At 63.0% G+C, this 24506-nt stretch carries 17 protein-coding genes, 1 tRNA gene and 2 rRNA genes (1 of these 20 running past the window's edge); 11 read left to right on the top strand and 9 right to left on the bottom strand.

Going from position 1 to position 24506, the window contains the following annotated elements:
• From NDN01_RS13560 to NDN01_RS13550, 3 genes are all read left to right on the top strand, one after another.
• Positions 1-2550, top strand: a 23S ribosomal RNA gene (locus NDN01_RS13560) (it extends 246 nt beyond the left edge of the window).
• Between the two features lie 195 nt (positions 2551-2745).
• Positions 2746-2860: ribosomal RNA gene (gene rrf, locus NDN01_RS13555) — 5S ribosomal RNA — on the top strand.
• A gap of 91 nt (positions 2861-2951) precedes the next feature.
• Positions 2952-3028: transfer RNA gene (locus tag NDN01_RS13550), tRNA-Met, on the top strand.
• Positions 3029-3186: 158 nt separating this feature from the next.
• Here the strand turns inward: NDN01_RS13550 and NDN01_RS13545 are convergent.
• Complete coding sequence (locus NDN01_RS13545) at positions 3187-4092, bottom strand: LysR substrate-binding domain-containing protein (protein WP_272622011.1); 906 nt, start codon at positions 4090-4092, stop codon at positions 3187-3189.
• Between the two features lie 85 nt (positions 4093-4177).
• On the opposite strand from NDN01_RS13545, the gene NDN01_RS13540 reads away from it, so the two are divergent.
• Complete coding sequence (locus tag NDN01_RS13540; protein WP_272622009.1) at positions 4178-5212, top strand: aldo/keto reductase; 1035 nt, start codon at positions 4178-4180, stop codon at positions 5210-5212.
• A 17-nt stretch (positions 5213-5229) separates the two neighbouring features.
• Complete coding sequence (locus NDN01_RS13535; RefSeq protein WP_272622007.1) at positions 5230-6414, top strand: MFS transporter; 1185 nt, start codon at positions 5230-5232, stop codon at positions 6412-6414.
• 45 nt (positions 6415-6459) lie between these two features.
• Here NDN01_RS13535 and NDN01_RS13530 read toward each other — a convergent pair whose 3' ends face one another.
• From NDN01_RS13530 to NDN01_RS13510, 5 genes are read right to left on the bottom strand one after another with little or no spacing between them, the layout of a single operon-like run.
• Entirely contained in the window at positions 6460-7689 is a 1230-nt protein-coding gene (locus NDN01_RS13530; protein ID WP_272622005.1) for a serine hydrolase domain-containing protein, read from the bottom strand.
• Positions 7689-8927 carry a glycoside hydrolase family 1 protein gene (locus NDN01_RS13525; protein WP_272622003.1) on the bottom strand — a complete coding sequence of 413 codons (1239 nt, stop codon included), beginning with the start codon at positions 8925-8927 and terminating at the stop codon, positions 7689-7691. Before NDN01_RS13525 ends, NDN01_RS13530 begins: the two co-directional genes overlap by 1 nt.
• An 11-nt stretch (positions 8928-8938) precedes the next feature.
• Complete coding sequence (locus tag NDN01_RS13520) at positions 8939-9628, bottom strand: TetR/AcrR family transcriptional regulator (protein ID WP_272622001.1); 690 nt, start codon at positions 9626-9628, stop codon at positions 8939-8941.
• On the bottom strand, positions 9625-10590 hold the full coding sequence (locus tag NDN01_RS13515; RefSeq protein ID WP_272621999.1) for an alpha/beta hydrolase: 966 nt from the start codon (positions 10588-10590) through the stop codon (positions 9625-9627). Before NDN01_RS13515 ends, NDN01_RS13520 begins: the two co-directional genes overlap by 4 nt.
• A gap of 57 nt (positions 10591-10647) precedes the next feature.
• Positions 10648-12993, bottom strand: coding sequence for a TonB-dependent receptor (locus NDN01_RS13510; protein WP_272621997.1), 2346 nt, complete (start codon positions 12991-12993; stop codon positions 10648-10650).
• 203 nt (positions 12994-13196) lie between these two features.
• On the opposite strand from NDN01_RS13510, the gene NDN01_RS13505 reads away from it, so the two are divergent.
• The 6 genes from NDN01_RS13505 (at position 13197) to NDN01_RS13480 (ending at position 19315) form a co-directional block, all read left to right on the top strand.
• The gene (locus tag NDN01_RS13505; RefSeq protein WP_272621995.1) at positions 13197-14639 is read left to right on the top strand and encodes an MFS transporter; all 1443 of its coding nucleotides are present in this window, start codon (positions 13197-13199) and stop codon (positions 14637-14639) included.
• The gene (locus NDN01_RS13500) at positions 14636-15817 is read left to right on the top strand and encodes a Gfo/Idh/MocA family protein (RefSeq protein WP_272621993.1); all 1182 of its coding nucleotides are present in this window, start codon (positions 14636-14638) and stop codon (positions 15815-15817) included. Before NDN01_RS13505 ends, NDN01_RS13500 begins: the two co-directional genes overlap by 4 nt.
• Complete coding sequence (locus NDN01_RS13495) at positions 15814-16701, top strand: ROK family protein (protein WP_272621991.1); 888 nt, start codon at positions 15814-15816, stop codon at positions 16699-16701. Before NDN01_RS13500 ends, NDN01_RS13495 begins: the two co-directional genes overlap by 4 nt.
• Positions 16698-17819 carry a glycoside hydrolase family 130 protein gene (locus tag NDN01_RS13490; protein WP_272621989.1) on the top strand — a complete coding sequence of 374 codons (1122 nt, stop codon included), beginning with the start codon at positions 16698-16700 and terminating at the stop codon, positions 17817-17819. Before NDN01_RS13495 ends, NDN01_RS13490 begins: the two co-directional genes overlap by 4 nt.
• Positions 17820-17910: 91 nt before the next feature.
• Entirely contained in the window at positions 17911-19035 is a 1125-nt protein-coding gene (locus NDN01_RS13485) for a nickel/cobalt efflux transporter (protein WP_272621987.1), read from the top strand.
• A gap of 13 nt (positions 19036-19048) precedes the next feature.
• The gene (locus tag NDN01_RS13480) at positions 19049-19315 is read left to right on the top strand and encodes a metal-sensing transcriptional repressor (protein WP_272621985.1); all 267 of its coding nucleotides are present in this window, start codon (positions 19049-19051) and stop codon (positions 19313-19315) included.
• 59 nt (positions 19316-19374) lie between these two features.
• Here the strand turns inward: NDN01_RS13480 and NDN01_RS13475 are convergent, their stop codons facing one another.
• The 3 genes from NDN01_RS13475 to NDN01_RS13465 all read right to left on the bottom strand — a co-directional run bounded on the left by NDN01_RS13475 (position 19375) and on the right by NDN01_RS13465 (position 24189).
• A complete protein-coding gene (locus NDN01_RS13475; protein ID WP_272621983.1) occupies positions 19375-19863 on the bottom strand; it encodes a MucR family transcriptional regulator in 489 nt (162 codons plus the stop codon).
• Positions 19864-20425: 562 nt separating this feature from the next.
• On the bottom strand, positions 20426-21502 hold the full coding sequence (locus NDN01_RS13470; RefSeq protein ID WP_272621981.1) for an IS5 family transposase: 1077 nt from the start codon (positions 21500-21502) through the stop codon (positions 20426-20428).
• 248 nt (positions 21503-21750) lie between these two features.
• On the bottom strand, positions 21751-24189 hold the full coding sequence (locus tag NDN01_RS13465; RefSeq protein ID WP_272621978.1) for a TonB-dependent receptor plug domain-containing protein: 2439 nt from the start codon (positions 24187-24189) through the stop codon (positions 21751-21753).
• Between the last annotated feature and the right edge of the window lie 317 nt (positions 24190-24506).

Raw genomic sequence — 24506 nt, 5'->3', positions numbered from 1 at the left:
CTCAGTAGCTGGAGGAAAAGACATCAACCGAGATTCCGTTAGTAGTGGCGAGCGAACGCGGACCAGGCCAGTGCCTGGAGTTCAACTAGCAGAACAGTTTGGAAAGACTGGCCATAGCGGGTGACAGCCCCGTATGCGAAAGTGAGACTTCAGGACTCGAGTAGGGCGGAACACGTGTAATTCTGTCTGAACATGGGGGGACCACCCTCCAAGCCTAAATACTCGTATGCGACCGATAGTGAACTAGTACCGTGAGGGAAAGGTGAAAAGCACCCCGATGAGGGGAGTGAAACAGTACCTGAAACGGATTGCCTACAAGCAGTAGGAGGGCTCATGTGGCCTGACTGCGTACCTTTTGTATAATGGGTCTGTGACTTAATGTATCAAGCAAGCTTAAGCCGGTAGGTGTAGGCGCAGCGAAAGCGAGTCTGAATAGGGCGACTAAGTTTGATGTATTAGACCCGAAACCCGGCGATCTAGGCATGACCAGGATGAAGGTGCGGTAACACGCACTGGAGGTCCGAACCGATTAACGTTGAAAAGTTACCGGATGAGTTGTGTTTAGGGGTGAAAGGCCAATCAAGCCGGGAAATAGCTGGTTCTCCGCGAAAACTATTTAGGTAGTGCCTCGGATGAATACCGCAGGGGGTAGAGCACTGGATGGGCTAGGGGGTCGCGAGATCTACCAAACCTAACCAAACTCCGAATACCTGCGAGTAATATCCGGGAGACAGACGGCGGGTGCTAAGGTCCGTCGTCAAAAGGGAAACAGCCCTGACCTACAGCTAAGGTCCCCAAGTCGTGTCTAAGTGGGAAAGCATGTGAAACTTCCAAAACAACCAGGAGGTTGGCTTAGAAGCAGCCATCCTTTAAAGAAAGCGTAACAGCTCACTGGTCTAAATAAGAGGTTTTGCGGCGAAGATGTAACGGGGCTCAAGACACGCACCGAAGCTTAGGGTGTGCAGCAATGCACGCGGTAGCGGAGCGTTCCGTAAGCCAGTGAAGGGATCTGGTAATGGGTCCTGGAGGTATCGGAAGTGCGAATGCAGACATGAGTAGCGATAAAGAGGGTGAGATGCCCTCTCGCCGAAAGACCAAGGGTTCCTGCGCAAGGCTAATCCGCGCAGGGTGAGCCGGCCCCTAAGACGAGCCCGAAGGGGGTAGTCGATGGGAACCACGTTAATATTCGTGGGCCTGGTGGTGTGTGACGGATCTCGTGAGTTGTTCATCCTTATTGGATTGGATGGGCTTCGAAGAGGTTCCAGGAAATAGCCCCACCGTATAGACCGTACCCGAAACCGACACAGGTGGTCAGGTAGAGTATACCAAGGCGCTTGAGAGAAGTGTCCTGAAGGAACTCGGCAAATTGCCTCCGTACCTTCGGAAGAAGGAGGCCCTCACTATGCGCAAGCACTTTGAGGGGGCACAGGCCAGGGGGTAGCGACTGTTTAGCAAAAACACAGGGCTCTGCTAAGTCGGCTTCAAGACGACGTATAGGGCCTGACGCCTGCCCGGTGCCTGAAGGTTAAGTGGAGTGGTGCAAGCTGCGAAATGAAGCCCAGGTAAACGGCGGCCGTAACTATAACGGTCCTAAGGTAGCGAAATTCCTTGTCGGGTAAGTTCCGACCTGCACGAATGGCGTAACGACTTCCCCACTGTCTCCAGGACATGCTCAGCGAAATTGAATTCTCCGTGAAGATGCGGAGTACCCGCGGTTAGACGGAAAGACCCCGTGCACCTTTACTGCAGCTTCAGAGTGGCATTAGGAAAGAACTGTGTAGCATAGGTGGGAGGCTTTGAAGCATTGGCGCCAGCCGGTGTGGAGCCATAGGTGAAATACCACCCTGTTGTTTTCTGATGTCTAACCTCGATCCATGAAACTGGATCAGGGACCCTCTGTGGCGGGTAGTTTGACTGGGGCGGTCGCCTCCTAAAGAGTAACGGAGGCGCGCGAAGGTTGGCTCAGGACGGTTGGAAACCGTCTGTTAGAGTGCAATGGCATAAGCCAGCCTGACTGCGAGACTGACAAGTCGAGCAGAGACGAAAGTCGGTCATAGTGATCCGGTGGTCCCTCGTGGAAGGGCCATCGCTCAACGGATAAAAGGTACGCCGGGGATAACAGGCTGATAACCCCCAAGAGCTCATATCGACGGGGTTGTTTGGCACCTCGATGTCGGCTCATCACATCCTGGGGCTGGAGCAGGTCCCAAGGGTTTGGCTGTTCGCCAATTAAAGTGGTACGTGAGCTGGGTTCAGAACGTCGCGAGACAGTTTGGTCCCTATCTGCCGTGGGCGTCGAAATTTGAGAGGAGTTGACCCTAGTACGAGAGGACCGGGTTGAACATACCTCTGGTGTACCTGTCGTTCCGCCAGGAGCGCAGCAGGGTAGCTATGTATGGACGGGATAACCGCTGAAAGCATCTAAGCGGGAAGCCTCCCTCGAGATAAGATTTCATAGAGCCGTCGGAGACCACGACGTTGATAGATCGGATGTAGAAGTGCGGTAACGCATGGAGCTAACCGATACTAATTGCTCTATTTGCGCTTGAGAGTCCCACCATCAACGACAATCCTGGGAAACCAGCATTGTCCGCGATCGTCGGATGATCAAATTGCAACGCCTAAGAACAACCACCTGTAACAACAGGTAAAGCGTGCATCGATTTTGGAACCGTTTTTCGAGACAACCCGCAAGGGTTGGCCGGGCAGCCACAAGCTGCCCGGCCTGTCTCACCGGCCTCATTGCTTGGTGGCTATAGCGTCAGTGCCCCACCCGATCCCATCCCGAACTCGGCCGTGAAACCTGACTGCGCCGATGGTACTATTGCTCAAGCAATGGAAGAGTAGGTCGTCGCCAGGCATTGAAGCCGGTGATACAATCACGAAAAACACATCCAGCAGAACCCATTCACATGTCACAACACCCGCTCACCAGCGGGTGTGAACCTTGGCGCGGGGTGGAGCAGCCCGGTAGCTCGTCAGGCTCATAACCTGAAGGTCACAGGTTCAAATCCTGTCCCCGCAACCAATCGCATCACGAAACCCCCGTAGCGCAAGCGACGGGGGTTTCGTGCGTTCGGTGCCCACCGGGTCTCGCTAAACCTGTCCTCGAAGCAGAGGGACAGCGCCCATTCCGCCGTCTAGCAGTTCATTGCGAGCTGGTACTCCAGCGCGCCGGGAAACCAGCTATCGCAATTCTTCGGCAAGGAAATCGACAAAGGCTCGCACCCGTGCCGGCGTGTTGGCCCCACCGACGAAGACGGCATGGATCGCCTCCACGTCGCCAGGATTGAATTGCTCGAGCAGCGACACGAGCCGCCCGGACGCGATCTCGCCGATCACGCTGAAAGCACCCACCCGCGCGACGCCGACGCCGGCCACGGCCAACTGGCCCAGCGTCTCGCCGTTATTTGCCTCGATGCTGCCGCGCACGCTCAGTACATAGTCCTGGCCGTCGCGACGGAACGGCCAGATCGGCTCGGCACGGCGAAAGTTGAAGCTCAGGCAGCTATGGCCGTGCAGATCCTCCGGGACCTGCGGTGTTCCGTTCCGCTCAAGATATTCGGGGGAGGCGACGATCACCCGTCCCGTCCGGCCCAGTTTGCGCGCGGTCAGCAGGCTGTCCGCCAAGGGGCCGAAGCGTATGCCGACATCCGCCTGGCCGCCCGCGATATCCACCACCGCGTCGGTGAGGTTTATATCGACAAGGATGTGCGGATAGCGTTGTACGAACGCGCCGAGCAACGGCACGACGCATAACCGGCCATGGGAAAGAGAGGCGCTGACCCTGAGGCGTCCCCTGGGCGCACCCTGATCGGCGATTGCCTGTTCGGCATCGTCGAGATCAGTGAGAATACGTCGTGCCGCGCCGAGATAGGCCTGGCCTTCGGCGGTGAGCGTCAGCGTCCTGGTCGTGCGCAGCAGCAATCGCACGCCCAGTCGGGCCTCGATCCGGTCGACGGTTCGGCCGACCGCTGACGGCGTCAGGCCAAGCGCTCGTCCCGCGCCCGAAAAGCTGCCCGCTGCCGCGACGGCGGCGAACACTTCCAGGGCCCATGCCCGGTCAGTCGTCGTTTGAACCTGTGTGTCCATATCACAAATCCTTGGCTTTTGGAATGGCTACCGCCTTGGCCTCTCGCCGTCCATCTGTGCGTCAGCATTTTAGAAAGGACTAGTCATGGACTATCGGCAACTGGGGTCGTCGGGCTTGCGAGTTCCAGTCCTCAGTTTCGGCGCGGGGACCTTCGGTGGTTCCGGGCCATTGTTCAGCGCATGGGGTCAGAGCGACGCAGCCGAGGCACGCCGGCTGATCGACATTTGCCTCGACGCGGGCGTTACCCTGTTCGACACCGCCGACGTTTATTCGGACGGTGCCTCGGAGCGCGTGCTGGGTGAGGCGATCAGCGGTCGACGCGATGCTGTGCTGATTTCAACCAAGACGGGCTTGCCCATGGGGGATGGCCCCGGCGACTGGGGCGTTTCGCGCACACGCTTGATCCGGTCGGTCGAAGATGCGTTGCGCCGCCTAGGCACCGACCATATCGACCTGCTCCAGCTTCACGCCTTCGATGCTTCGACGCCGGTCGAAGAACTGCTCGCGACTCTCGACATGCTGGTTGCCGCGGGCAAGGTTCGCTACGCTGGCGTCTCCAACTATCCCGGCTGGCAGTTGATGAAGGCGCTGGCTGCGGCGGATCGCCATGGCTGGCCGCGCTTTGTCGCTCACCAGGTCTATTACTCGCTGATCGGCCGGGCCTATGAAGACGACCTCATGCCGCTGGCTGCCGACCAGGGCGTCGGTGCGCTGGTGTGGAGTCCGCTCGGCTGGGGCCGGCTGACCGGCAGGATCCGCCGCGATGCTGCCATCCCGGACGGGAGCAGACTGCATGAGACGGCCGTTTTCGCGCCGCCGGTCGCGGACGAACATCTCTATCGTGTCGTCGACGCGCTGGATATCGTTGCCGAAGAAACCGGCAAGACAGTGCCCCAGGTGGCGATCAACTGGTTGCTTCAACGGCCGCCTGTCTCGTCAGTCATCATCGGCGCACGGAACGAGGCGCAGCTACGCGACAATCTCGGCGCCATCGGCTGGTCGCTGACGCCGGTCCAGATCGCGGCCCTGGACGCCGCCAGCACCGTTATCCCGCCCTATCCCCACACGCCTTACCGGCAGCAGGAGGGTTTTGCCCGCCTCAATCCGCCGCTGGTTTGATCGTCGAGGCCTTTTCCATGAAACTCAATCTTCCTCTCCTCGCCCTGGCGGCCGGTGCGTTCGGCATCGGCGTGACCGAGTTTGCGCCGATGGGCCTGCTGCCGGTGATTGCCGGGGACTTGAACGTCTCCATTCCCGCGGCCGGACTGCTGATCAGCGCCTACGCCCTGGGCGTCATGCTCGGCGCACCGTTGATGACGCTGACCACCGGCCGAATGCCGCGCCGGAGATTGCTGATCGGCCTCGCGGCGATCTTCACGATCGGCAACCTCCTGTCGGCAGTATCGGACAGCTACGGCATGCTGCTTGTCGCGCGTGTCATCACCTCCCTGAACCATGGCGCGTTTTTCGGGGTTGGCTCGATCGTGGCTGCGAGTCTCGTACCCCCCGACCGGCGCGCGGGAGCGGTTGCCGCGATGTTCATGGGCCTGACCATCGCCAATGTCGTGGGTGTGCCGCTGGCCACCTGGGCGGGCGATCAGCTTGGCTGGCGTGCTTCCTTCTGGGGCATTGCGGGGCTTGGGGTCCTGACCATGGCAGCCCTGCGCCTCACCTTGCCGCCGATGCCGACGCCGGAAGGCGGGAACATGATGGCTGAGCTGCGCGTGCTGACTCGCGGCCCCGTCATTGCCGCCCTTTTGCTGACCGTGATTGGTTCGAGCGCCATGTTCACCGTCTTCACCTATATCGTGCCGATCCTGCACGAGGAAACCGGGGCGTCGCTGGGTTTCGTGACGGCTATGCTGATCACCTATGGAGTAGGCCTTACCGTCGGGAACTGGCTGGGGGGCAAGTTCGCCGACCGGTCGGTGGACCGTACGCTGATCGTCACATTGGGAGGGCTCTCGGTCGTCCTGATCGCCTTCGCTCTTCTCCTGCGCTATCCGGCGCCGACCGCCATTCTCGTATTCCTCTGGGGCGTGGCGAGCTTTGCGCTGGTTCCGCCGTTGCAGCTCCGGGTCATGGCGGCGGCCTCCGATGCGCCGAACCTGGCGTCGTCCGTCAATATCGGCGCGTTCAATCTGGGCAATGCGCTTGGGGCCGCGCTCGGCGGCGCCGTGATCGCCATGCGGCTCGGTTATCCGGCCGTCGCCCTGGCAGGTGCCGTGACCTCGGCTTTGGGGCTGGCAATGATGCTGATCCTGGGGCGGCGTTCGGGGGAGATATCCGATGGGCAGCCGCTTGCGACGGAGGCCCGCTAGAGTCTGTTTCAGCAAAGCTGAAACGGCGGCGATGGCAGCCCGGGATCAGCCGATGATCGCACCGGCCAGCAGCGTTTGTGTCATCGCCTGGAGCGGAGGCGCCGTATAGGACAGGAACTGGGTCATCCCGACGAACAGCAGGTCATTGGCTGGATCGACCCAGAACCAGGTGCCGGCGGCGCCATCCCAGTGATAGGTGCCGGTGCCGACCGGAACGCCCGCCAGCGCTGGATCGGTGAAGACGACGCCGTTGAAGCCGAAGCCGAATCCCGGGCGGATGCGCTGATGGCCGGCGAGGAAGCCGTGCTGCATCAGGGTATCCGGCAAATGATTGCTCATCATCAGCGTGGCTGCCTCGGCGCTGATGATTCGCGCGCCATCGAGCTCGCCCTTGTTGAGCAGCATCTGGGCGAAGCGCGCGTAGTCGCCGATCGTCGATACCAGGCCGCCGCCGCCCATCGCCAATGCTGGTTCGCTGTCATGGTCCTTGCGCAGCGGGTTGGCGATCGGCGTGAGCGGCATCTCGCCGGTCTTGAAATAGAGCGTCGCCAGCCGATCGGCCTTTTCCGGCGGGGTGTAGAAGCTGGTGTCGACCATGCCGAGCGGCGCGAAGATTCGCTCGCGCATGAACGCGGCGAGAGATTGCCCGCTCAGCCGCTCGACAATCGCGCCCTGAACGTCCATGCCGACGCTGTAGCGCCAGGATGATCCCGGCTGATAGGCGAGCGGCATATGCGCCAGCCGCGCCATCATGTCGGACAGATCCTCCGCCTCCCAGATCTTCGCGTTTCGATAGGCCGTATCGACCGGATCGTTCGGATCGGACAGCGCCGTGCCATAGCTGAGTCCGGCGGTGTGAGTGAACAGTTCGCGCAGCGTCGGTGGATGCTCCGGGTCTTCCAGAAGAACAATGCCGCCTTCAGCCAGGCCGGCAAAGACCTTCACCCCCGCGAACTCGGGCAGATGCCGTTCGATCGGGTCGTCGGGATGCCAATGTCCTTCGTCGTGGAGGATCATCATGGCGACCGCTGTGACCGGCTTGGTCATCGAAAAGATGCGGTAGAGGCCATCGACCCGCGACGGCTCGCCCGAGGCGATATCCTTCAGCCCCATCGGGTGGACATGGACGATTTTGCCGTGGCGCGCGACGAGGGTGATCGCGCCCGGGATCTTCCCGGCGTCGATCTGCGCCTGGACATAGGCATCGACCTTCGCGAGCCTTTCGGACGAAAGGCCTGCATCCTCCGGCATGGCCTGGACCGACGGCGTTCCCATCAGATGAGCCCTGAGCGGGCGATCGCGCCGAGATGACGGGCGCTCGGCTTGGGCGTGCGCGCAAAGGTCTTGTAATCGACATGGACAAGGCCGAAGCGCTCGCCATAACCACGGGTCCATTCGAAATTGTCGAGCAGCGACCAGCAGATATAGCTGCGCACGTCGATGCCGTCGGCAAGGCACTGGCGAACTTCGGCCAGCGCGGCGTCGAGATAGGCGATGCGCCGGGTGTCGTCGTCAGTGCAGATACCGTTTTCCGTGACGTAGATCGGCCGCCCGATCCGCTCGTGCGCGAAACGGATCGTGCCCCCGAGCGCCCGGGGATAGAATTCGTAATGGGCACCGGTCATCTCGGCATCGGCGGGTGGCGACAGGCGGCCCTCAGGGCCCACCAGCACCCTTGTATAAGTCTGCACCCCGACGAAATCCGCATGGCGCGCGGTTTCAAGCCATGGGCCGTAGAGCATGTCGATCAGCGCCTCTGCCTGGTTGCCTTTGCCGACACCCTGCACATCCTGCATCGTCAGGGTCAGACCGACCGGGAAATTGCCTGGGCCCGCCTTCATCGCCGCCATTGCCTTGGTGTGTGCATCGACCATCACCGGCTCGCTGGTCTCGATCGGCGCGAAGAGGAGCGAGGAGAAGCGATCCGATCCGCACGCTCTGGCGCATGCCGCGATCATGGCGTCGATCGCCTGCCCGATACCGGTGCCGCCGCGCCGGAGTTGCGCGACGAGGCGCTGGATGTTGGCCTCGTTGAAGGTCGAGGCATAGGCGATCAGGTCACCGAGATGTTCGGTCGCCTTCCCGGCGAAGCGCGCGAAGAGGTCGGCGCTGTCGGCTACCTCGAATCCGCCGCGAGCGGCAAACCAGCGTGGCACGGTGAAATGGTTGTAGGTCACCATCGGCGCCAGGCCGCGGGCATGGCATGCGTCGAGCACGCGACGATAATGGTCGAGCGCCGCTGTCGAGAAGAGGCCCTGTTCCGGTTCGATCCGCGCCCATTCGATGCCGATCCGGTGACAGTTGAAGCCGAGGTCAGCGGCGATCGCTATGTCTTCCGCGTAGCGGTGATAGCTGTCACAGGCATCGCGCGACGGCTCGGCATAGACGGTTGGCTTCACTGTCTCGCACAGCCACGCGTCCGAATTGACGTTGTTGCCCTCGCTCTGGTGCGCGGAAATGGCGGTGCCCCAGAGGAAATTCTCCGGGACGGGAAGGCGAGGGGCATCGGTCAAAGGGAAATCCTTCAGGTCTTGCGGTCGAGGTCGGGATAGAGGCGGCGCATCAGCGTGCTCAGCACGGCGAGCGAGCGATGGACGTTGGCGGTGTTGCGCGTGACGACTGCTTCGAGTGCGAGGCCGCGGACGGCGGCGACATAGAGTTCGTGGATCGCCTCGCCCTCGGGGTGCGGCTCGATCCCGGCAGCGCGGATTCGCTCGCCGCTCCATTTGTGCGCGCGGGTGTCGATCTGTGATTGGGCCTTTGACAGTTTTTCGGCCAGATCGGAGTCGGAACGCGAGGCGAGCAATATCTCCATCACCGCGATGCCGGACGGGCGGCTCATCACCCGCCACATCGTCTCTGGGAGGGCCAGGAGCCATTCGACCGGGTCCATCTCCTCGACTGATTGATTGTACATCGCTGAGTCATCGAGAAAGACAGCCTCGACCACTGCGACCATGAGGTCGGTCTTCGCGGGAAACTGGTGAGTTATCGCGCCTCGGCTGACCCCGGCTTCCTCGGCGACGGTCGAGACGGTCGTCGCGCTGTAGCCTGATCTATTGAGGCAGGTGATGGCCGCCTCGACCAGCTTGGCACGGGTGTCTGCGCTGCGCTCTGCCTGGGGGCGGCGCTGGCGGCGGGCGGATATGTCGGCGTCGGTCATCCGTTCATGATTACCGGCTATCGGCACTGGCGCCAGCACCGCGATGCTCATGCCAGATGCTCCGACCAGAATGCCGCGATCTCCGACCATGCGGCACGACCCTCGGGCGTCGCGGCGAGGATAGGCTGGAAGACGTGCGGCATGCCCTCATAGACTTCCAGCCGGGACATCCGACCGGCGCCGGCAAGCGCACGATGCAGGCGGACGGAGTCGCTGAGCAGCACTTCCCGGGAGCCGACCTGGATGAGGACCGGGGAGAAATCCTTCGTGAAGTCGCCATGGATCGGCGACACCAGCGGATTGCTCCAGTCGGCCTGATCGGCATAGACGCGCAGCCCCGGTTCGAGCATGCGCCGTTCGAGATAGTCGACCGGCGCCAATGTCACATTGGTATCGCCGCTGCCAGCAAGGTCGACGACCGGCGAGAGCAGGACCAGGGCCGACGGCAAGGTCAGGCCCTGTTCGCGCAGCAGCAGCGTAGTCGCCGCCGCGATGCATCCGCCGGCGGAATCGCCGAACAGGCCGGGGCACGTTTCATGCCGTTCGAGGATCGCCTGCCAGGCGGCCACGACCTGGTCGAGGATGACACGCCATGTCGCGCGGGGGGCCAGGGTGTAGTCGATTGAATAAACGACCCGGCCGCTGCTGGCGGCCGCGACCGCCGCGGTGAGGAGATTGGCCCGCGCCGATCCGCCCACAAAACCGCCACCATGAACATAGACCAGGGGCGTCGCACCGGGCGACGCATCCTGTGGACGGACCGTCAGCACGGGTGTGCCGTTCGCATCCCATTGCTCGGTCTCCGGCCTAAGTTCGGCGAGCGGGGCCGCCATGATCTGTTCGGCAAAGGCCGACCCGCGGATATTGGCTGCATCGAAATCGGCCAACGTCGCCGGGGGCTCTCGTGGCGGCATCGTGGAAAACATGGCGCCGACCACGCGAAGAATCGCTGCCGCCTCGGGCGAGACGGAGGCCGCGATATGGAGGCGAGGATCGGCTGGTTCGGTCATCATGCTTTACCGGGTGCGGCGGTCGGGATCGCCGAACCTGCCTCCACGTCAGAATCTGGATCAGAATTTGACATCGAGCGACACGCCGACGGTCCGGCGCGATTCCGGTCCCGATATTTGCGAGAAAGACAGCGGATCGAGCTGCTGCCGTGCGACGGGCGTCGCGAAGCGAACCACCGGCCGGTAGACGTCGAACAGGTTGCGCGCGAAGACTGATATGCCGAAACGTTCGTCGGCGGTGCGCACCCCGATCCGCCCACCGAAGATCGCCGCCGGCGCGTTGGTGTTCTGCGGGCTGTAGGCGGCGTCGAAATTGATCCGCGAGGTATAGGCCATGTCGGCCTGGACGAAGCCCTGGATATTGCCGGTCAGTGTCGCGGCATATTCGCCGAATGCCGTCACCTTCCATTCGGGCGCGCCGGTCAGGCGATTACCGCCGGCGTCGTCGACCGTGACACCCGGGGCGATGGTCATGCATCCCTGTGCCGCCGTCTGGCCTTGCGCGCAGGCGACGAGATAGCCGGCGCCATATCTGGCGTCGTTGTAGAGCGCGCCGAGGTTGAGGGTGAGGCCGCGCGTCGGCCGCCCGGTCAGGTTGAACGATACGCCCTTCGTGGTCAGCTTCGGCGCGTTGCCGAAGATGAAGGCGCCTGCGGTCGGATCGAAGAACTGGGCCTGGAAATTGTCGATCCGGTTGTAGAATCCGGCGATGCTCGCGGTCAGTCGCCCGTCAAAGGCGTTCGCCTTGATGCCGATCTCGCCGGCGTGCGGGATTTCGGGCTGGACGATCTTGGGAATATTGCCGGTGCCGGTCTGGTCATTGATCGACGGGCCCTTATAGCCGCGCGTATAGGTGCCGTAGAGCATCACGTTCCGCGTGACATCGAACTGCGCACCCACCCGATACGAGAAATAGGTGTCATGGATACCGGCGCTGATCGGCGCGATGCTGAGGACGCCGGTGAGGGCGCCCGGGACCAGCACGCCGGTGGTCCGCGCATCGACGTCTTCCCTGCCATAGCGTGCGCCGAACAGCAGCCGGAACGACGGTGAGATGTTGAGCGTGGCATTGCCGAACGCTGCATAGCTGGTCGTCGTCGCGCTGGTCGTCTGCACCTGGCCGACCGGTAGCGCGCAGAGGATGGCCGGGGGACCGAACGGCGCAAGCGGGCACAAGGCAGCGGCCGGCCCCGAGGTGAAGTCACCGAGGATATTGCCGCGCTGGGTATTGGTCCCGTCGAGCTTGCTGTCGAAATAATAGAGACCGACGACATAGTCGATCAGCCCGTCGGTCGGTGAGGTCAGCCGGAATTCCTGGCTGAAATTGCGCACGCTGGTCGGCGATTCATTGATGTTAAGGCGGTTGATCGGAACGCTGTCGACATCGGTGCCGCCGAAGGTCGATTTGAACGCGCGATAAGCGCTGATCGAGGTGAGGGTGAGGCCGCCGATCTGCGCGTCGACCTGACCGGAAAAGCCGTAGCTCCTGGTCGTCGTCGCGTTGCCGCCATCAATGCACCCCTGTTGATTCTTTGGGCCGACGACCACGCCGCAGGCTGCCAGACGCTGCGAGAGCAGGCTGCCCGGCGTCGATTGATAGACTGTCCACGGCGTGCCGCCCCTGCGGTCGAACTGGCTATAGTCTGCGCCGAGGTTGATCGTCAGCGCGTCGATCGGATCCCATTTGAAGCGCCCGCGCACGCTCTTCCCGATGTTCCGGAAATAGCTGCCGTCATAGCGATTATACTGGTTCTCGGGCGCCTGGCTGTATGATCCCGCGATGCGGAGCGCTGCGTTGCCGGCAACCGGCACGTTGATCACCGCGCGGCCGATATAATTGTTGCGCGTGGCGATATCCGCATGGCCGATCACTTCCCATTTGTTCGGGTCGGGCGCGACGGTCGTGATGTTGACGACGCCGGCGGACGAGTTTCGGCCGAACAATGTGCCCTGCGGCCCTTCGAGCACTTCGACCCGCGCTATATCGAACAGCTGGGGCGGGTTGGTCGATGTATTGGCAAGCGCAACGCCGTCGACCACGACGCCGACCGATCCCTCGGCCGAGCGTGCGAACGAGATCGATCCGACGCCGCGGATGCTGAGAGCGCCGAACGGCCCAGCCGAGTTGAGTGCCGGCGTGCTGCGCACCAGATCGGTGACTTCGTTGATGTTCTGCTTGGTGATCTGGTCGCCGCCGATCACTGAAATGCTGATCGGCACGTCGTGCAGACGTTCCTCGCGCTTGTTCGCGGTGACGATGATGTCAGCCGTCGCATCGTCCGCAACCGGAGCGGTCTGGTCTCCCGGCGTCGGCGATGCGGATTGCGCGAATGCCGGAACGGAGGCGTTTGCCAGGATGGTCGACGCAGCGAGAATGCCGAGCCTGTGCGAAACCTTCATCATCATCTCCCTGTCCGACGGTCGTTCGCCGTCTCCGGGCAGGCCAATAGCATTCAACTTACAAAACGTACATCCTTTTTGTTGAGTGATTCCGATTTTGCTGTATGGCTGCTCCATCAACGGGCGCAGACCCGATGCGAATGGGAGACGGAGATGAAGGCGAGCATGACGCGCGAATGGCAGGCTGATATGGCGCGGGAGCGCTGTTCATGATCTCGCGCGGGAAGCTCCCATTCGGGCAGAAGCTTGGCTATTCGGCCGGCCAGGTCCTTGACGGGATCGTCAGCCAGTCGCTCAGCATCTTCCTGCTTTTCTACGTCACCACAGTCTGCGGTCTCCCCGGCGGCCTTGCCGGAATCGCCCTGGCGACAGGTCTGATGGTCGACGCCGTGATGGATCCGCTGATCGGATCGCTGTCGGACGGATGGCGATCGAGAATGGGCCGGCGGCTTCCCTTCATGCTCGCGGGATTGCCGGCGGTGGCCCTGCTGTTCGTGGCGATTTTCACACTGCCGACCGGGCTCGGCACCATGGCGCTGTTTGCGTGGCTGACCCTGTTGTCGGTGCTTCTGCGGATCGCGATGTCGCTGTTCATCCTGCCCTATTCGGCGGTCGGTGCCGAGCTGAGCGAAGACTATGTCGAGCGCTCGTCGATCATGGCCTGGCGCTGGGGCATCGGCATGCTCGGCACGCTGGTCGCGGTGGTGCTGGGCTTCGGGATATTCTTCGCCGGACCGGGCGGAACGGCGAATCACGGTGCCTATACGCCCTTCGCGATCACCCTCGCGGTGATCTTCGTGATCGGCGGGCTGATCTCGGGCCGGGTCGTCGGCCGGACGCTTGATCGCCAGCACCCGCCTGCGTTCGGCGAGGGCGGAATCCACGCACGCCTGCTGCGCGAGCTGGGAGAAGTATTCCGCAATCGATCCTTCCGCGTGCTGTTCGGCAGCGCGCTCCTGTTCTTCTCGGCCCTGGGCACGCATGCGACGCTCGGCCTGCACACCAACACCTTTTTCTGGCACTTCACTTCGGCCCAGACCCAGATGGTGACGCTGGCGGTGTTTGCCGGCCTGTTGCTTGGCGCGCCGCTCGCCGGCCCACTCCTCAAGCGGCTGGAGAAGCGTACCGTCTTGCTGATCGGGCTGGTCGGGCTGGCGGTGTCCGAGACGGTGCCGGCCGGATTGCGGTTGCTTGGCCTGTTCCCGTTTCAGGGCACTATGTTGATGTGGGCGCTGTCGGGCATCGTGTTCGTCGGCGGCATCCTGATGGCGGCCGCCGCGATCGCCTTCGCCTCGATGATGGCCGATGCCGCCGACGAGCATGAGCACCTGTTCGGTGCTCGGCGCGAAGGCCTTTATTATGCCGGCTGGGCCTTCGCCAGCAAGGCGGCGGCTGGGGTCGGTGCGCTGATCGCCGGCACCGTGCTTCAGATCATCCACTTTCCGACTGATCTCGCCGAACATGGCGGGTTGGCGGCCAGGCTGCCCGACGGCATGATCCACTGGCTCGGTTTCTTCTACGGGCCGGGTGCAGGGCTGCTCTATCTCGGTGCGATCATCGCCACCTTCCTCTATCGGCTCGATGCGACCAGCCATGCCGGGATCATGCGCGATCTCGCCGAGCGCCGCGCCGCGGCGGCGGCGATTCCATGATCGGTTCAGCGGATAGGCCGCCGGCAGTCGGTGTCATCGGCTGCGGCATGGTCAGCCATGCCTATCTCGGCACCATCCTGCGGTCGGACGCGGTTCGGTTGAAGGCAGTCAGCAGCTGGACAATGGCCTCGGCCGCGGCACAGGCGTCGCGCTACCGCTGCGCGGCGATGACGACGGCGGACCTGCTCGCCGACCCGGAGATCGAGTTCGTCGTCAACCTGGCGCCGCCATCGGTCCATCATGCGATCGGCCGGGCCGCTCTTGAGGCGGGCAAGCATCTCTACAGCGAGAAGCCGTTCGCAACCCGGCTCGAAGACGCCCGGGATCTGCTTGATCTCGCCGAACGGCGAGGCCTCAGCATCGCTTGCGCCCCCGACACCTTTCTTGGGGAAGGTAGCCAGCGTGCGCGGCGGCTGGTCGACCGGGGAGCGATCGGTTCGGTCATTGGCGGAAGCGTGGCGATGCTGTCGCGCGGCATGGAATCCTGGCACCCGAATCCGGCCTTCTTCTACCGGCGGGGTGGCGGACCATTGCTCGATGTCGGGCCCTATTATGTGACTCAGCTGGTCAATCTGCTCGGTCCGGTAGCCGAAGTCGTTGCGATCGGGACTCGGCCCCGTGACATACGCACCGGCCGCGAAGGCGAGCCGATCCCCGTCGAGATTGCCACCAGCGTCAACGCGGCGTTGTTGTTCGAAAGCGGCGCCAATGTCGCGCTCAACCTGTCCTGGGACGTCACCCGTCATCGTCGCGCGCCGATCGAACTCTATGGCGACGAGGGTTCGCTCCAGGCACCGGATCCCAACGTCTTCGGCGGTGTGACGCGCATCAGCAAGGGCGGCGACTGGGAGGCACATGGCGTTGAGTCAGCCGGACCGAAGATCGATCCCGCAGGTCTCGCCCGGGCCGTTCGGCTGATCGGGCAGGGGGTTGATCCCATCTCGGGCAGGCCGCTCGGCGCGGACTGCCCGCTCGGGGTCGGGGACAGGCGCGGAATCGGCCTGCTCGACCAGGTGGAGTCAGTGCAGCAGGATCGCCCGGCGCGTGCAAATGGCCAATTGGCCTATCATGTCCTCGAGGCACTTCTCGGGCTCGAAGCCTCGGCTGAAGGCATGGGCCGCGTTGCGATCAGGTCGCGCGTGGCGCGCCCCGCGCCTCTGCCGGAGGTGGGAGATTGAGCGCTATCTGTTTCGTCGGCGTGGAGACTGGCGGCACCAAGACCCTTTGCCGGATCGATCAGGGTGGTGAAACCATCGCTGAGGAGCGCTGGGCGACAACGACCGCGGAGGCGGCGGCCGATGCGGTCGAAGCGCTGGTCGCGCGTTCGGTACCGCGTTCGGCATCTGTCGCGGGTATCGGTCTGGCTGTATTCGGGCCGCTCGTCGTCGTGCGCGATTCACCCGACCGGGGCTTGATGCTCGAAACCTCCAAGCCCGGCTGGGTGGGGTCCAATCTGCGGACATCGCTCGCCGTCCGGCTTGGCGCACCGACGTTGGTCGATACCGATGTCAGCGCCGCCGCCGTTGCGGAGCAGCGGCTGGGTGCGGGGCGCGGATGCGACAGCCTCGCTTATGTGACCATGGGCACGGGGATCGGTGGTGGATTGGCGATCGGCGGCCGGTCGCTGGCCGGCGCGCTTCATCCGGAGATCGGCCATATCCGCCTGCACCGTCGTGCGGGTGATGATGTGCCGAGCGCATGTCCCTTTCACGGCGATTGCGCCGAGGGACTGGCGGCCGGCCCGGCGATCCTGCAGCGCCTGGGTCCAGGTCGTGTGCTTGGCGACGATCCATATACGCTTGACCTGGTCGCCGGGTATCTGGGCGCTTTGCTCGCGACGCTGGTTCTCGCCTGGTCGCCCGCCCGCATCGTGCTGGGCGGCGGCGTGATGGCGACCGTCGGCCTGCCCGAGGCGGCGGCCGGTTATATGCGTGCGGCACTTGGCGGTTACGGAGTCGGTCCGGCCGCGCACGCACCCGATTTCCTGCGTCGCGCCGGGCTCGATCATGCCGGGCTCGAAGGCGCGATGATCATGGCCCGCGAAGCTGGAGGATATTCATGACCGGAACCGCAATGCCGGAAGGGTTGCCCGACTGGGCGCTCGGCCCGTTTACTCCCCCGCGGCGTGTGCTCGAAGAACGCGGCGATGTCACCTTCTCCTGCCCGCTTTCCCACGGCCCGATCGCCTGGGCGGCCAAGGATGCGTTCAATCCCGGGGCCGTCGTACACGATGGCCGCATCTGCCTGCTGGTGCGCGGCGAGGATCATGTCGGACGCTATGCGGGAACCTCCCGGATCGGCCTTGCGACCAGCACTGACGGTTATCATTTCGAGCTCGACCCGGAACCGGTCCTCGCACCCGGAAATGATCGCTGGCAGGCTTGGGAATGGCCGGGCGGGCTGGAGGACCCGCGCGTCGTCGTTTCGCCCGATGGCGGCTATGTCTGCACCTACACGGCCTTCGACGGCAAGGTCGGCTGCCTGTTCGTCGCGACCTCGGACGATCTGCGCTGCTGGACCAAGCACGGTCCGGCCTTCGCGCAGACGCCCTATGTCCGTCGTCCGACCAAGGCCGGGTCGATCGTGACCGAACTTCGCGACGGCAGGCTCGTCGCGGCAAGGGTCGATGGCCGATACTGGATGTATTGGGGCGAGGGCATCGTCTATGCCGCGACCTCGGACGACCTGATCCGCTGGACGCCGGTCGAGACGGATTCCTGTCCCGATCGCTATCTGACCTGGGATCCCGACGCGCGCGAGGGGGACGGGTGGTGGCAACTCGATCGGGTCGCGGTACCGCGCGCGTTGCAGCACATCGCCGGGCCACGGCGCGGCCGTTTCGATTCAATGCTGACGGAACCCGGCCCGCCCGCGCTTCTGACGGAACACGGCATCGTGCTGATCTACAATGGGGCCAATCACTATGATGGCGGTGCACCGGGGACGCCGCCAGGGGCGTATCAGCCGGGCCAACTGCTGCTCGACTCCGCTGACCCGACCGCTGTGGTGGGGCGGCTCTTCGAACCCTTCCTACGGATCGATCCTGCCGAAGCGCAGGGTCAGGTCGGCAATGTATGCTTTGCCGAAGGATTGGTCGCTTTCGAGGGAAAATGGTGGCTCTATGTCGGCCTTGCTGACTCGCGCCTGGGCGTGTCCACCGCGCCGATCAGGCAGGGGTAGACGGGGGCCAGTCGTCCTTGTTCCCGGTTGCCCCGTCACGTGCGCCTAATATCAGTTAGACTCATCCCCTCCAGGGGGATAGGTCACGCAAATGACCTCTTTCACAGATCTGCTCCAACAGGGCGCTGCGGACGCCTGGCTGTTCGTCCCGACCGCGATCCTGCTCGGCGCACTGCACGGGCTCGAACCCGGTCATTCCAAGACGATGATGGCAGCGTTCATTATCGCGGTGAGGGGGACCGTGAAGCAGGCCGTGCTGCTTGGCCTTTGCGCGACGCTCTCCCACACGGCCATCGTCTGGGTCATCGCACTGGGCGGGCTCTATTTGTGGCAGGAGCTCGCACCGGAAAGGATCGAACCTTATCTTCAGGTCGGGTCTGCTGTCGTCATCATCGCGATGGGGATGTGGATGCTCTGGCGGACGCGCCGCGAGCAGAATTTTTCGGCGATACACGATCATGCCCATGGCGATCATAGGCATGAAGAGCCGATCCGGATCGATACCGGGCACGGCGTTTTGCGGCTGGCAGTTTTCGAGGAAGGTGTGCCCCCGCGATTTCGGATCACGGCGGAGCGCGGTCGCCTCTGGCCCGCAGCAGAGGTGACCCTCGAAACCGAACGGCCTGACGGGGTACGGGCGGCCTACAGCTTCGTCCAGCGGACTGGGTTCCTCGAATCTCGCGAAGCGATTCCCGAGCCGCATGAATTTGTCGCGCGCCTTCACCTTGCTCATGGCGATCATGGGCATAGCTACGACGTGGCGTTCGTCGAGCATCATCATGGCCATGATCCCATGCATGAAGGGTTGCGAGGTCTGGATCTGACCGGCGGCTATCAGGACGCCCATGAACTTGCCCATGCGGATGATATCCGCCGCCGCTTCTCCGATCAGTCAGTCACCACCGGGCAGATCGTTATTTTCGGTCTTACCGGTGGCCTGATTCCGTGCCCCGGCGCCATCACCGTCCTGCTGCTGTGCCTTCAACTCAAGGCTTTCACTCTGGGCGCCGCCCTGGTGCTGTGCTTCAGCATCGGCCTCGCGCTGACCATGGTGACATCAGGGGTGATAGCGGCGATCAGCGTCAGACAGGTTGCGCGGCGATTCAGCGGCTTTGGCGAGATCGTTCGAAAGGCACCCTTCGTTTCGGGCGCTGTTATTGTGTTGATCGGTCTCTACCTTGGCGTCAACGGATGGCTTCATCTGCCGACGACATGACCAGGGAATTGTTATGAGCCATGCATCCAACCCGGACCTGCTCAATCGTCTGAAACGGGCGCAGGGTCATCTGGCCAAGATCATCACCATGATCGAGGACCATCGTGACGGTCTGGAAACCGCCCAGCAGCTCCAGGCCGTGGTCAGCGCGCTCGACAAGACCAAGACCTTGCTCGTGGCCGACCATATCGAGCATCATCTCGAGGACGTGGTCGGTCCCTTGTCGCGCGACGCACGGGAGAAGCTTTCCCGCCTGACCGATCTTGCCAAATATCTCTAGATGCGTCTGGCGAGGACTGGCTGGCAGCGCCCGGTTGCTGACCGGACGCTGCCGTGGAGTCAGGAAAATTTGGCGTGCAGCGGCGCGCGCTTCGGCTTTGCGGCTGGCTTGGCCCGCCGACCCTTCTGGCCAAGGCCAATCTTGTGCGCCATCGCGCGGCGCACCTCGGAATAGCTCTCGGCCACCATCGGATAATCGGGCTTGAGGTTATAGCGCTCGCGATACTGCTCTGGTGTCAGCCCGTGTCCGGAAAGGTGGCGGCGCAATGTCCTGTAAGGCTTGCCGTCGATCATCGAGATGATGTGATCTTTCGACGCCAGGGATTTGCGTACCGTGACCGCGGGGGTGAATTCCGGCAGGGGAATTTCATCGTCCTGAACATCCTCGGGAGCGGAGGCTCCTTGCACCAGTTCGGTAAGGGTCGCGTGCATGGCATTCAGGAAAGCCGGCACATCATCGGCCGACACGCGGTTGTTTGGATTGCCGAGCCAGGCAAGGGTCAATTCCGTTGCGAGTTCGACGGCGTTCAGCGAGGTTTGGTCAGACATTCTGGATCCTGGTCAATGGGAAGCGCGCCAAAGCGATGGCGACCTTCAACTATAATTCTCCCGGAGAACTAGTTCATGTAGCGGATGGAGCGAAGAATCAACTCTCAAGTCGTGGATCAAGGCCTTTGGGTTCTTAAATCGCACGTATTCTGCGTCGCTGGCAGGGCAGAAACGCTTGTTCTCGCCGATCGCGGCTGCATCCGATTGCCCGCTGTCGCTATTCAGGAGCCCCGACCTATGGTCACATAGTAATTCCGCACGAACGGGCTGCGCCCGCACAGGAAGTCCATATGTCCTGAGCCTTACCTGCACGATCGTCCGGCATCGTCCTTTCATGACTTAGCGGGGGCAACAGGTGATGACAGTAGAACCGCTGCCCGGAGAAATCCTTGTCGATGTGAAGGTCGGCTATGCGATCGGTAAAAGGCTGGACACCTCGAAGAACGCCTTTGAACGGTGATGACGGCGTCGGCATGGTCTGGATGGCGGGTTTGCCGGCATCGACAAGGGCGTATTGGCCGGTTCGCTGCCCCTGAGGGTGCCTGATCGGGCGCAAATCCGGTCAAGCAGGCGCAACTCGGGCTTCGAGCCAGGCGAGGCGGCTGAAGTTGTAGGCGAGGTTGACCATGCCGATCTTTACCTTGGCGCGGGCGATGCCGATGGTGCGCACGAACAGCTTCATGCGGTGCTTTTGCCCGGCAAAGACGTGCTCGACGGCCGAGCGGACTGGTGACCTTGCGGCGTTGGCGCGGGCATGATGCGCCGGCAGGTCCTTGTTCTTCGGCTTGCGGAAATGGACCTTCGAGACAAGCCCGCGCTTCGCCATCGCGGCTTCGTTGCGCTTCGAGCGATAGGCGGTGTCGGCCCATACCGGCGATGCGGTGTTCCTCGGATCGAGCAGCCCCTCGAACGGCCGGCTGTCGTGCGCGGCGGCACTGGTCACCTCCCATCGTCGGATCAGGCCATGGCGGCGGTCGATCCCGGCGTGGTTCTTGTAGCCGAAAACCGGCACCGCGATCTCGACACCTTTGGCCTTCATCTCGCTCGCCTCGCTGCGCTTGCGGCGGCCGCGCTTTATCGTCCAACGCGCGTCGGTGTCCTTCTGCCGGCGCTTGGCTGGCGACCAATGTCCCGGCGTGCCGCCGCCCTTGATCGTGACCTTCTCCTCGTCGCTCAGCTTCTGGCGTGGTGCCGCCACGACGGTCGCGTCGATGATCTGCCCTCCCATCGCCAGATAACCCGACCCGTGCAGCGCATCGTCGAAGCCCGCGAACAGCTTCTCGATCGCCTTCGCCTGGACGAGTTGCTCGCGGAACAACCAGATCGTCTTGGCATCGGGCACCCGGTCGCCAAGCCCAAGCCCCAGGAAGCGCATGAACGACAGCCGGTCGCGGATCTGGAACTCGCACGCATCGTCCGACAGGCTGTACAGCGCCTGCAGCACCAGCACCTTGAACATCAGTACCGCGTCATAGGGTGGCCTCCCGCCGCGACTGCGATCCGACCGCGCAAGCGCTGCATCCAGCACCGGCCGGAACAACGCGAAATCAACCACCGCGCTCAGCCGTTCCAGTGGATCCCCCGCCGCCGACAGTGCCGCAAGCCGATCATCAACATCGAAGAAACCGCGTTGTACCATCGCTGCCTCCCGTTCTCACGGGATGCAGTGAATCATCTCACGCCCTCAAACGCCATATGTTTTTAGAGGCGTCCGGCTGCTGTTCTGATGCCCCGGAGATCGTTGTTCGCAGAAAGTTTGCTGCAACAGCTAATCTGGCCGGCGCTGATGGCCAGCCAGAAGGCCGAGTGGAAACCGGTTGGGCAATAACGAGGGTGGCTGGTGGTGGAACCTGCAGGGGCAGGCCGCCAGCCGGATGCCGGGTGCCGTCAGAACCGCTTGCTCAGAACCAGGCCCACTGTCCGCGGGTTGGGCGGGTTGTTGTAGGGATCATAGCCCACTACCCCGTTGGCGACGCGGGGCGGCTGACGGTCGAACAGGTTGGCGACGACAAGCTGCGCCTCGCTGTCGCTGAACAATGGTGACTTCAACAGTCGGCCCAGATCGACGCCAAGGAACAGGGAAGCCGTCGTGTACGACCCGATGTGTCGGATCGGCTCATTGGGGCGGTCGTCCGTGAAGCCGTCGACGTAATTGACCACCGATCCGATCGAGAAAGCGCCGCGTCCCCAGGCGATGGTGCCGTTCAGCCGCAGATCGGCCGGCTTCGCATAGCCATCGAGCCGCGAAATCGCCGTCGAGCCCCCGGCCTTGAGATCAAGGTTGAGTATATATTGGCCGGTCAGTTTCACCATCGCCGTGCCCCCGAACAATGTGGTGCGATAGGCAAGGTCGAGGTCGAGGCCGTCGGTGGATTCGATGGCGAAATTCTGTGCCCTGATGTCGGCGATCATCTGCACCTGGGATAACAGGCTGGTTGGCACCTGGCCCGCGTTGTCGAAGAAGGTGAGATCGCCGCCATTGATCGACGGCACTTCAGCGAACCGGCGGAAAACGGCCGGATTGTCGATGACCTGCTTTACCTGCGCCAAGCTCGGGTTGGGCGTATTGAAGACCTGCAGGTCCTTGATCGAAAGGCTGTCGTCCGGTGACGGCGTCCCGACGCGCCCTGAGATCCTGATCCGGTAGTAACCGGCCTTCACGGTGAGATTGGGGATGAATGTCGGGGTGAAATCCACGCCGACCGTGAACGTATCGGCCTTCTGGGTCTTGAGATCCGGGTTGGCGCCCGCCCGGAACATGACCAGCGCCTTGCCTGCCGGCAGGACGGGGTTCTGATCCTTCGGGTCGAGGAATGCATAGTCATACAGGCCGAACGATACCTGCTCGGCGATGCCGATCGTGCTCCGGAACCGCGGCACGAGGAATGATCGTGCATAGGTTCCGCGCAGCGCGATGGATCGGTCGATTTGCCAGCGGAGCCCGATCTTGGGCGAGAGCGTCCTGTCGAAACCCAGATCCTCATATCGGGCGGCGGCGGACAGGATCAGCGACCGGACCAGCGGTACTCCCTGCCCAGTACCTACGATCGGCAGGTTGACCTCGCCGAAGACCGACTTGACCTTGCGGGTGCCGCCATTGCGGTTGAAGAAGATCGTCGCGTCGGTGCGCAGCGTCTCGGCGCGATACTGGAAGCCGCCGGCGACCAGGACCGGCCCGGCCGGCAATGTCGCCAACGCGGTCTGGCCGCGCAGTTCAGCGACGAACAGCGTGTTGGTGGAATCGCGCAAGCTGGGCGAGCGCCCGACCCGGCTGGAACTGCTGTCGGTGTGGGTGCGGTGATAGTCCACGGTCAGGTCCAGCGCCGTGGAATCCTTACCCTGCCAGTGGATGCCGTTATAGACCGATACGCCTGTGGTGCGGGTCTTGAACTCCCGGTTGAAGGCCGGCTCGTCGAGAAAAATCTGACGTGAATTGCGGTCGCGCTGGAAGCGGGAGGCGTCGATCGAAAAGGTGAAGTCGCCGGCCTCCTGCCGCCCGCCCGCATACAGGCCGGTGAGCCGCTCGTTCGGGAGCTGCGTTATCTGAAGCGCTTCCCCCGAGACATCGACCGGGTCGCCGATGAAGGGCGATCGTTTCTGGTACATCGCCATGCCGTAGATGGTGCCGCTGCTCCACGAATGCCCGGCAAGCCCGCTGATCTGCACATCCTGCTTGCCGGTCCGTGTCGCGGTCGCGCCGCGGGCCTGAAGTTCGAGCCCATGATCCGGCTTGCGGGTCACGATGTTGACGACGCCGGCAACGGCGTCGGCACCATAGGTCGCCGAGGCGCCGTCGGGGATGATGTCGATGCGCTCGATCAGCATCGATGGAATGGTCGATACGGTCGGCGCCTCGGTGAGGCCGACCGAGGGCATGCGTCGTCCGTTGAGCAGGGTCAGCGTCGCGTCCGAGGCAAGGCCGCGCAGCGCGAAACCGGCAAAGCCGTCGAACTGATTGTAGGTGGCTGCATCGCCAAGCGGGCTGCCGATGCCGGCGCCGGTGGTGGCGAACTCGCTCAGGTCGCCGGTGAAGTTCTGCGGTATTGTAAGCATATATTCGGACACCGAACCGGCACCTGAGTGCACGATATCCGCCTGGCCATAGGTAAACACCGGGCTGGCGACATATTCTTTCGGCAGGCCGCGGATCAGCGAGCCGGTGACCACGATATCGCCCTGGGACGCGCCGATATCGGGCTTCTTGCGGCGATCCGTTTCCCGCGGCGGGGCCTGCTCATCGACTTGATTCGCCGTTATTTCCTGCGCCGTCGCATAGGGTGCGCAGGCACCGACCAACGAGATTGCAGCGAACGCCTTGATTGCCACATGCCGCAAATCGTTTCCCCCCGGAATGTATAATGATATATCATTACTTAATGAGAGGTGTCGCTATCGAAGCGTATCGGGGGTGTCAATCCTGCCATGCCCGTTTCGCGGAATGTTCCGACACAAGACCTGCGCTGTCCGGGATATCCACTGCGGGGGGCTGGTGCCCGGCAGGGGCGAGGTAGCGGTCAGAAACGGCTTCGATCGCAGCGGTTCAACATGCGGGAAGCACCGCTTCGGGAAACACAGCTTTTCCGCGACGCGTACCACGCCGCGACGATGCTTTCGTCCGATGGGCGACCTATCTGTGCAGGGAA

Origin of the sequence: Sphingomonas sp. QA11 (genome assembly GCF_028473665.1) — a bacterium.
In the GTDB taxonomy this organism is placed as follows: domain Bacteria; phylum Pseudomonadota; class Alphaproteobacteria; order Sphingomonadales; family Sphingomonadaceae; genus Sphingomonas; species Sphingomonas phytovorans.
The sequence above is the reverse complement of the archived record's forward strand: the minus strand, read 5'-3'. Positions and strand labels throughout refer to the sequence as shown.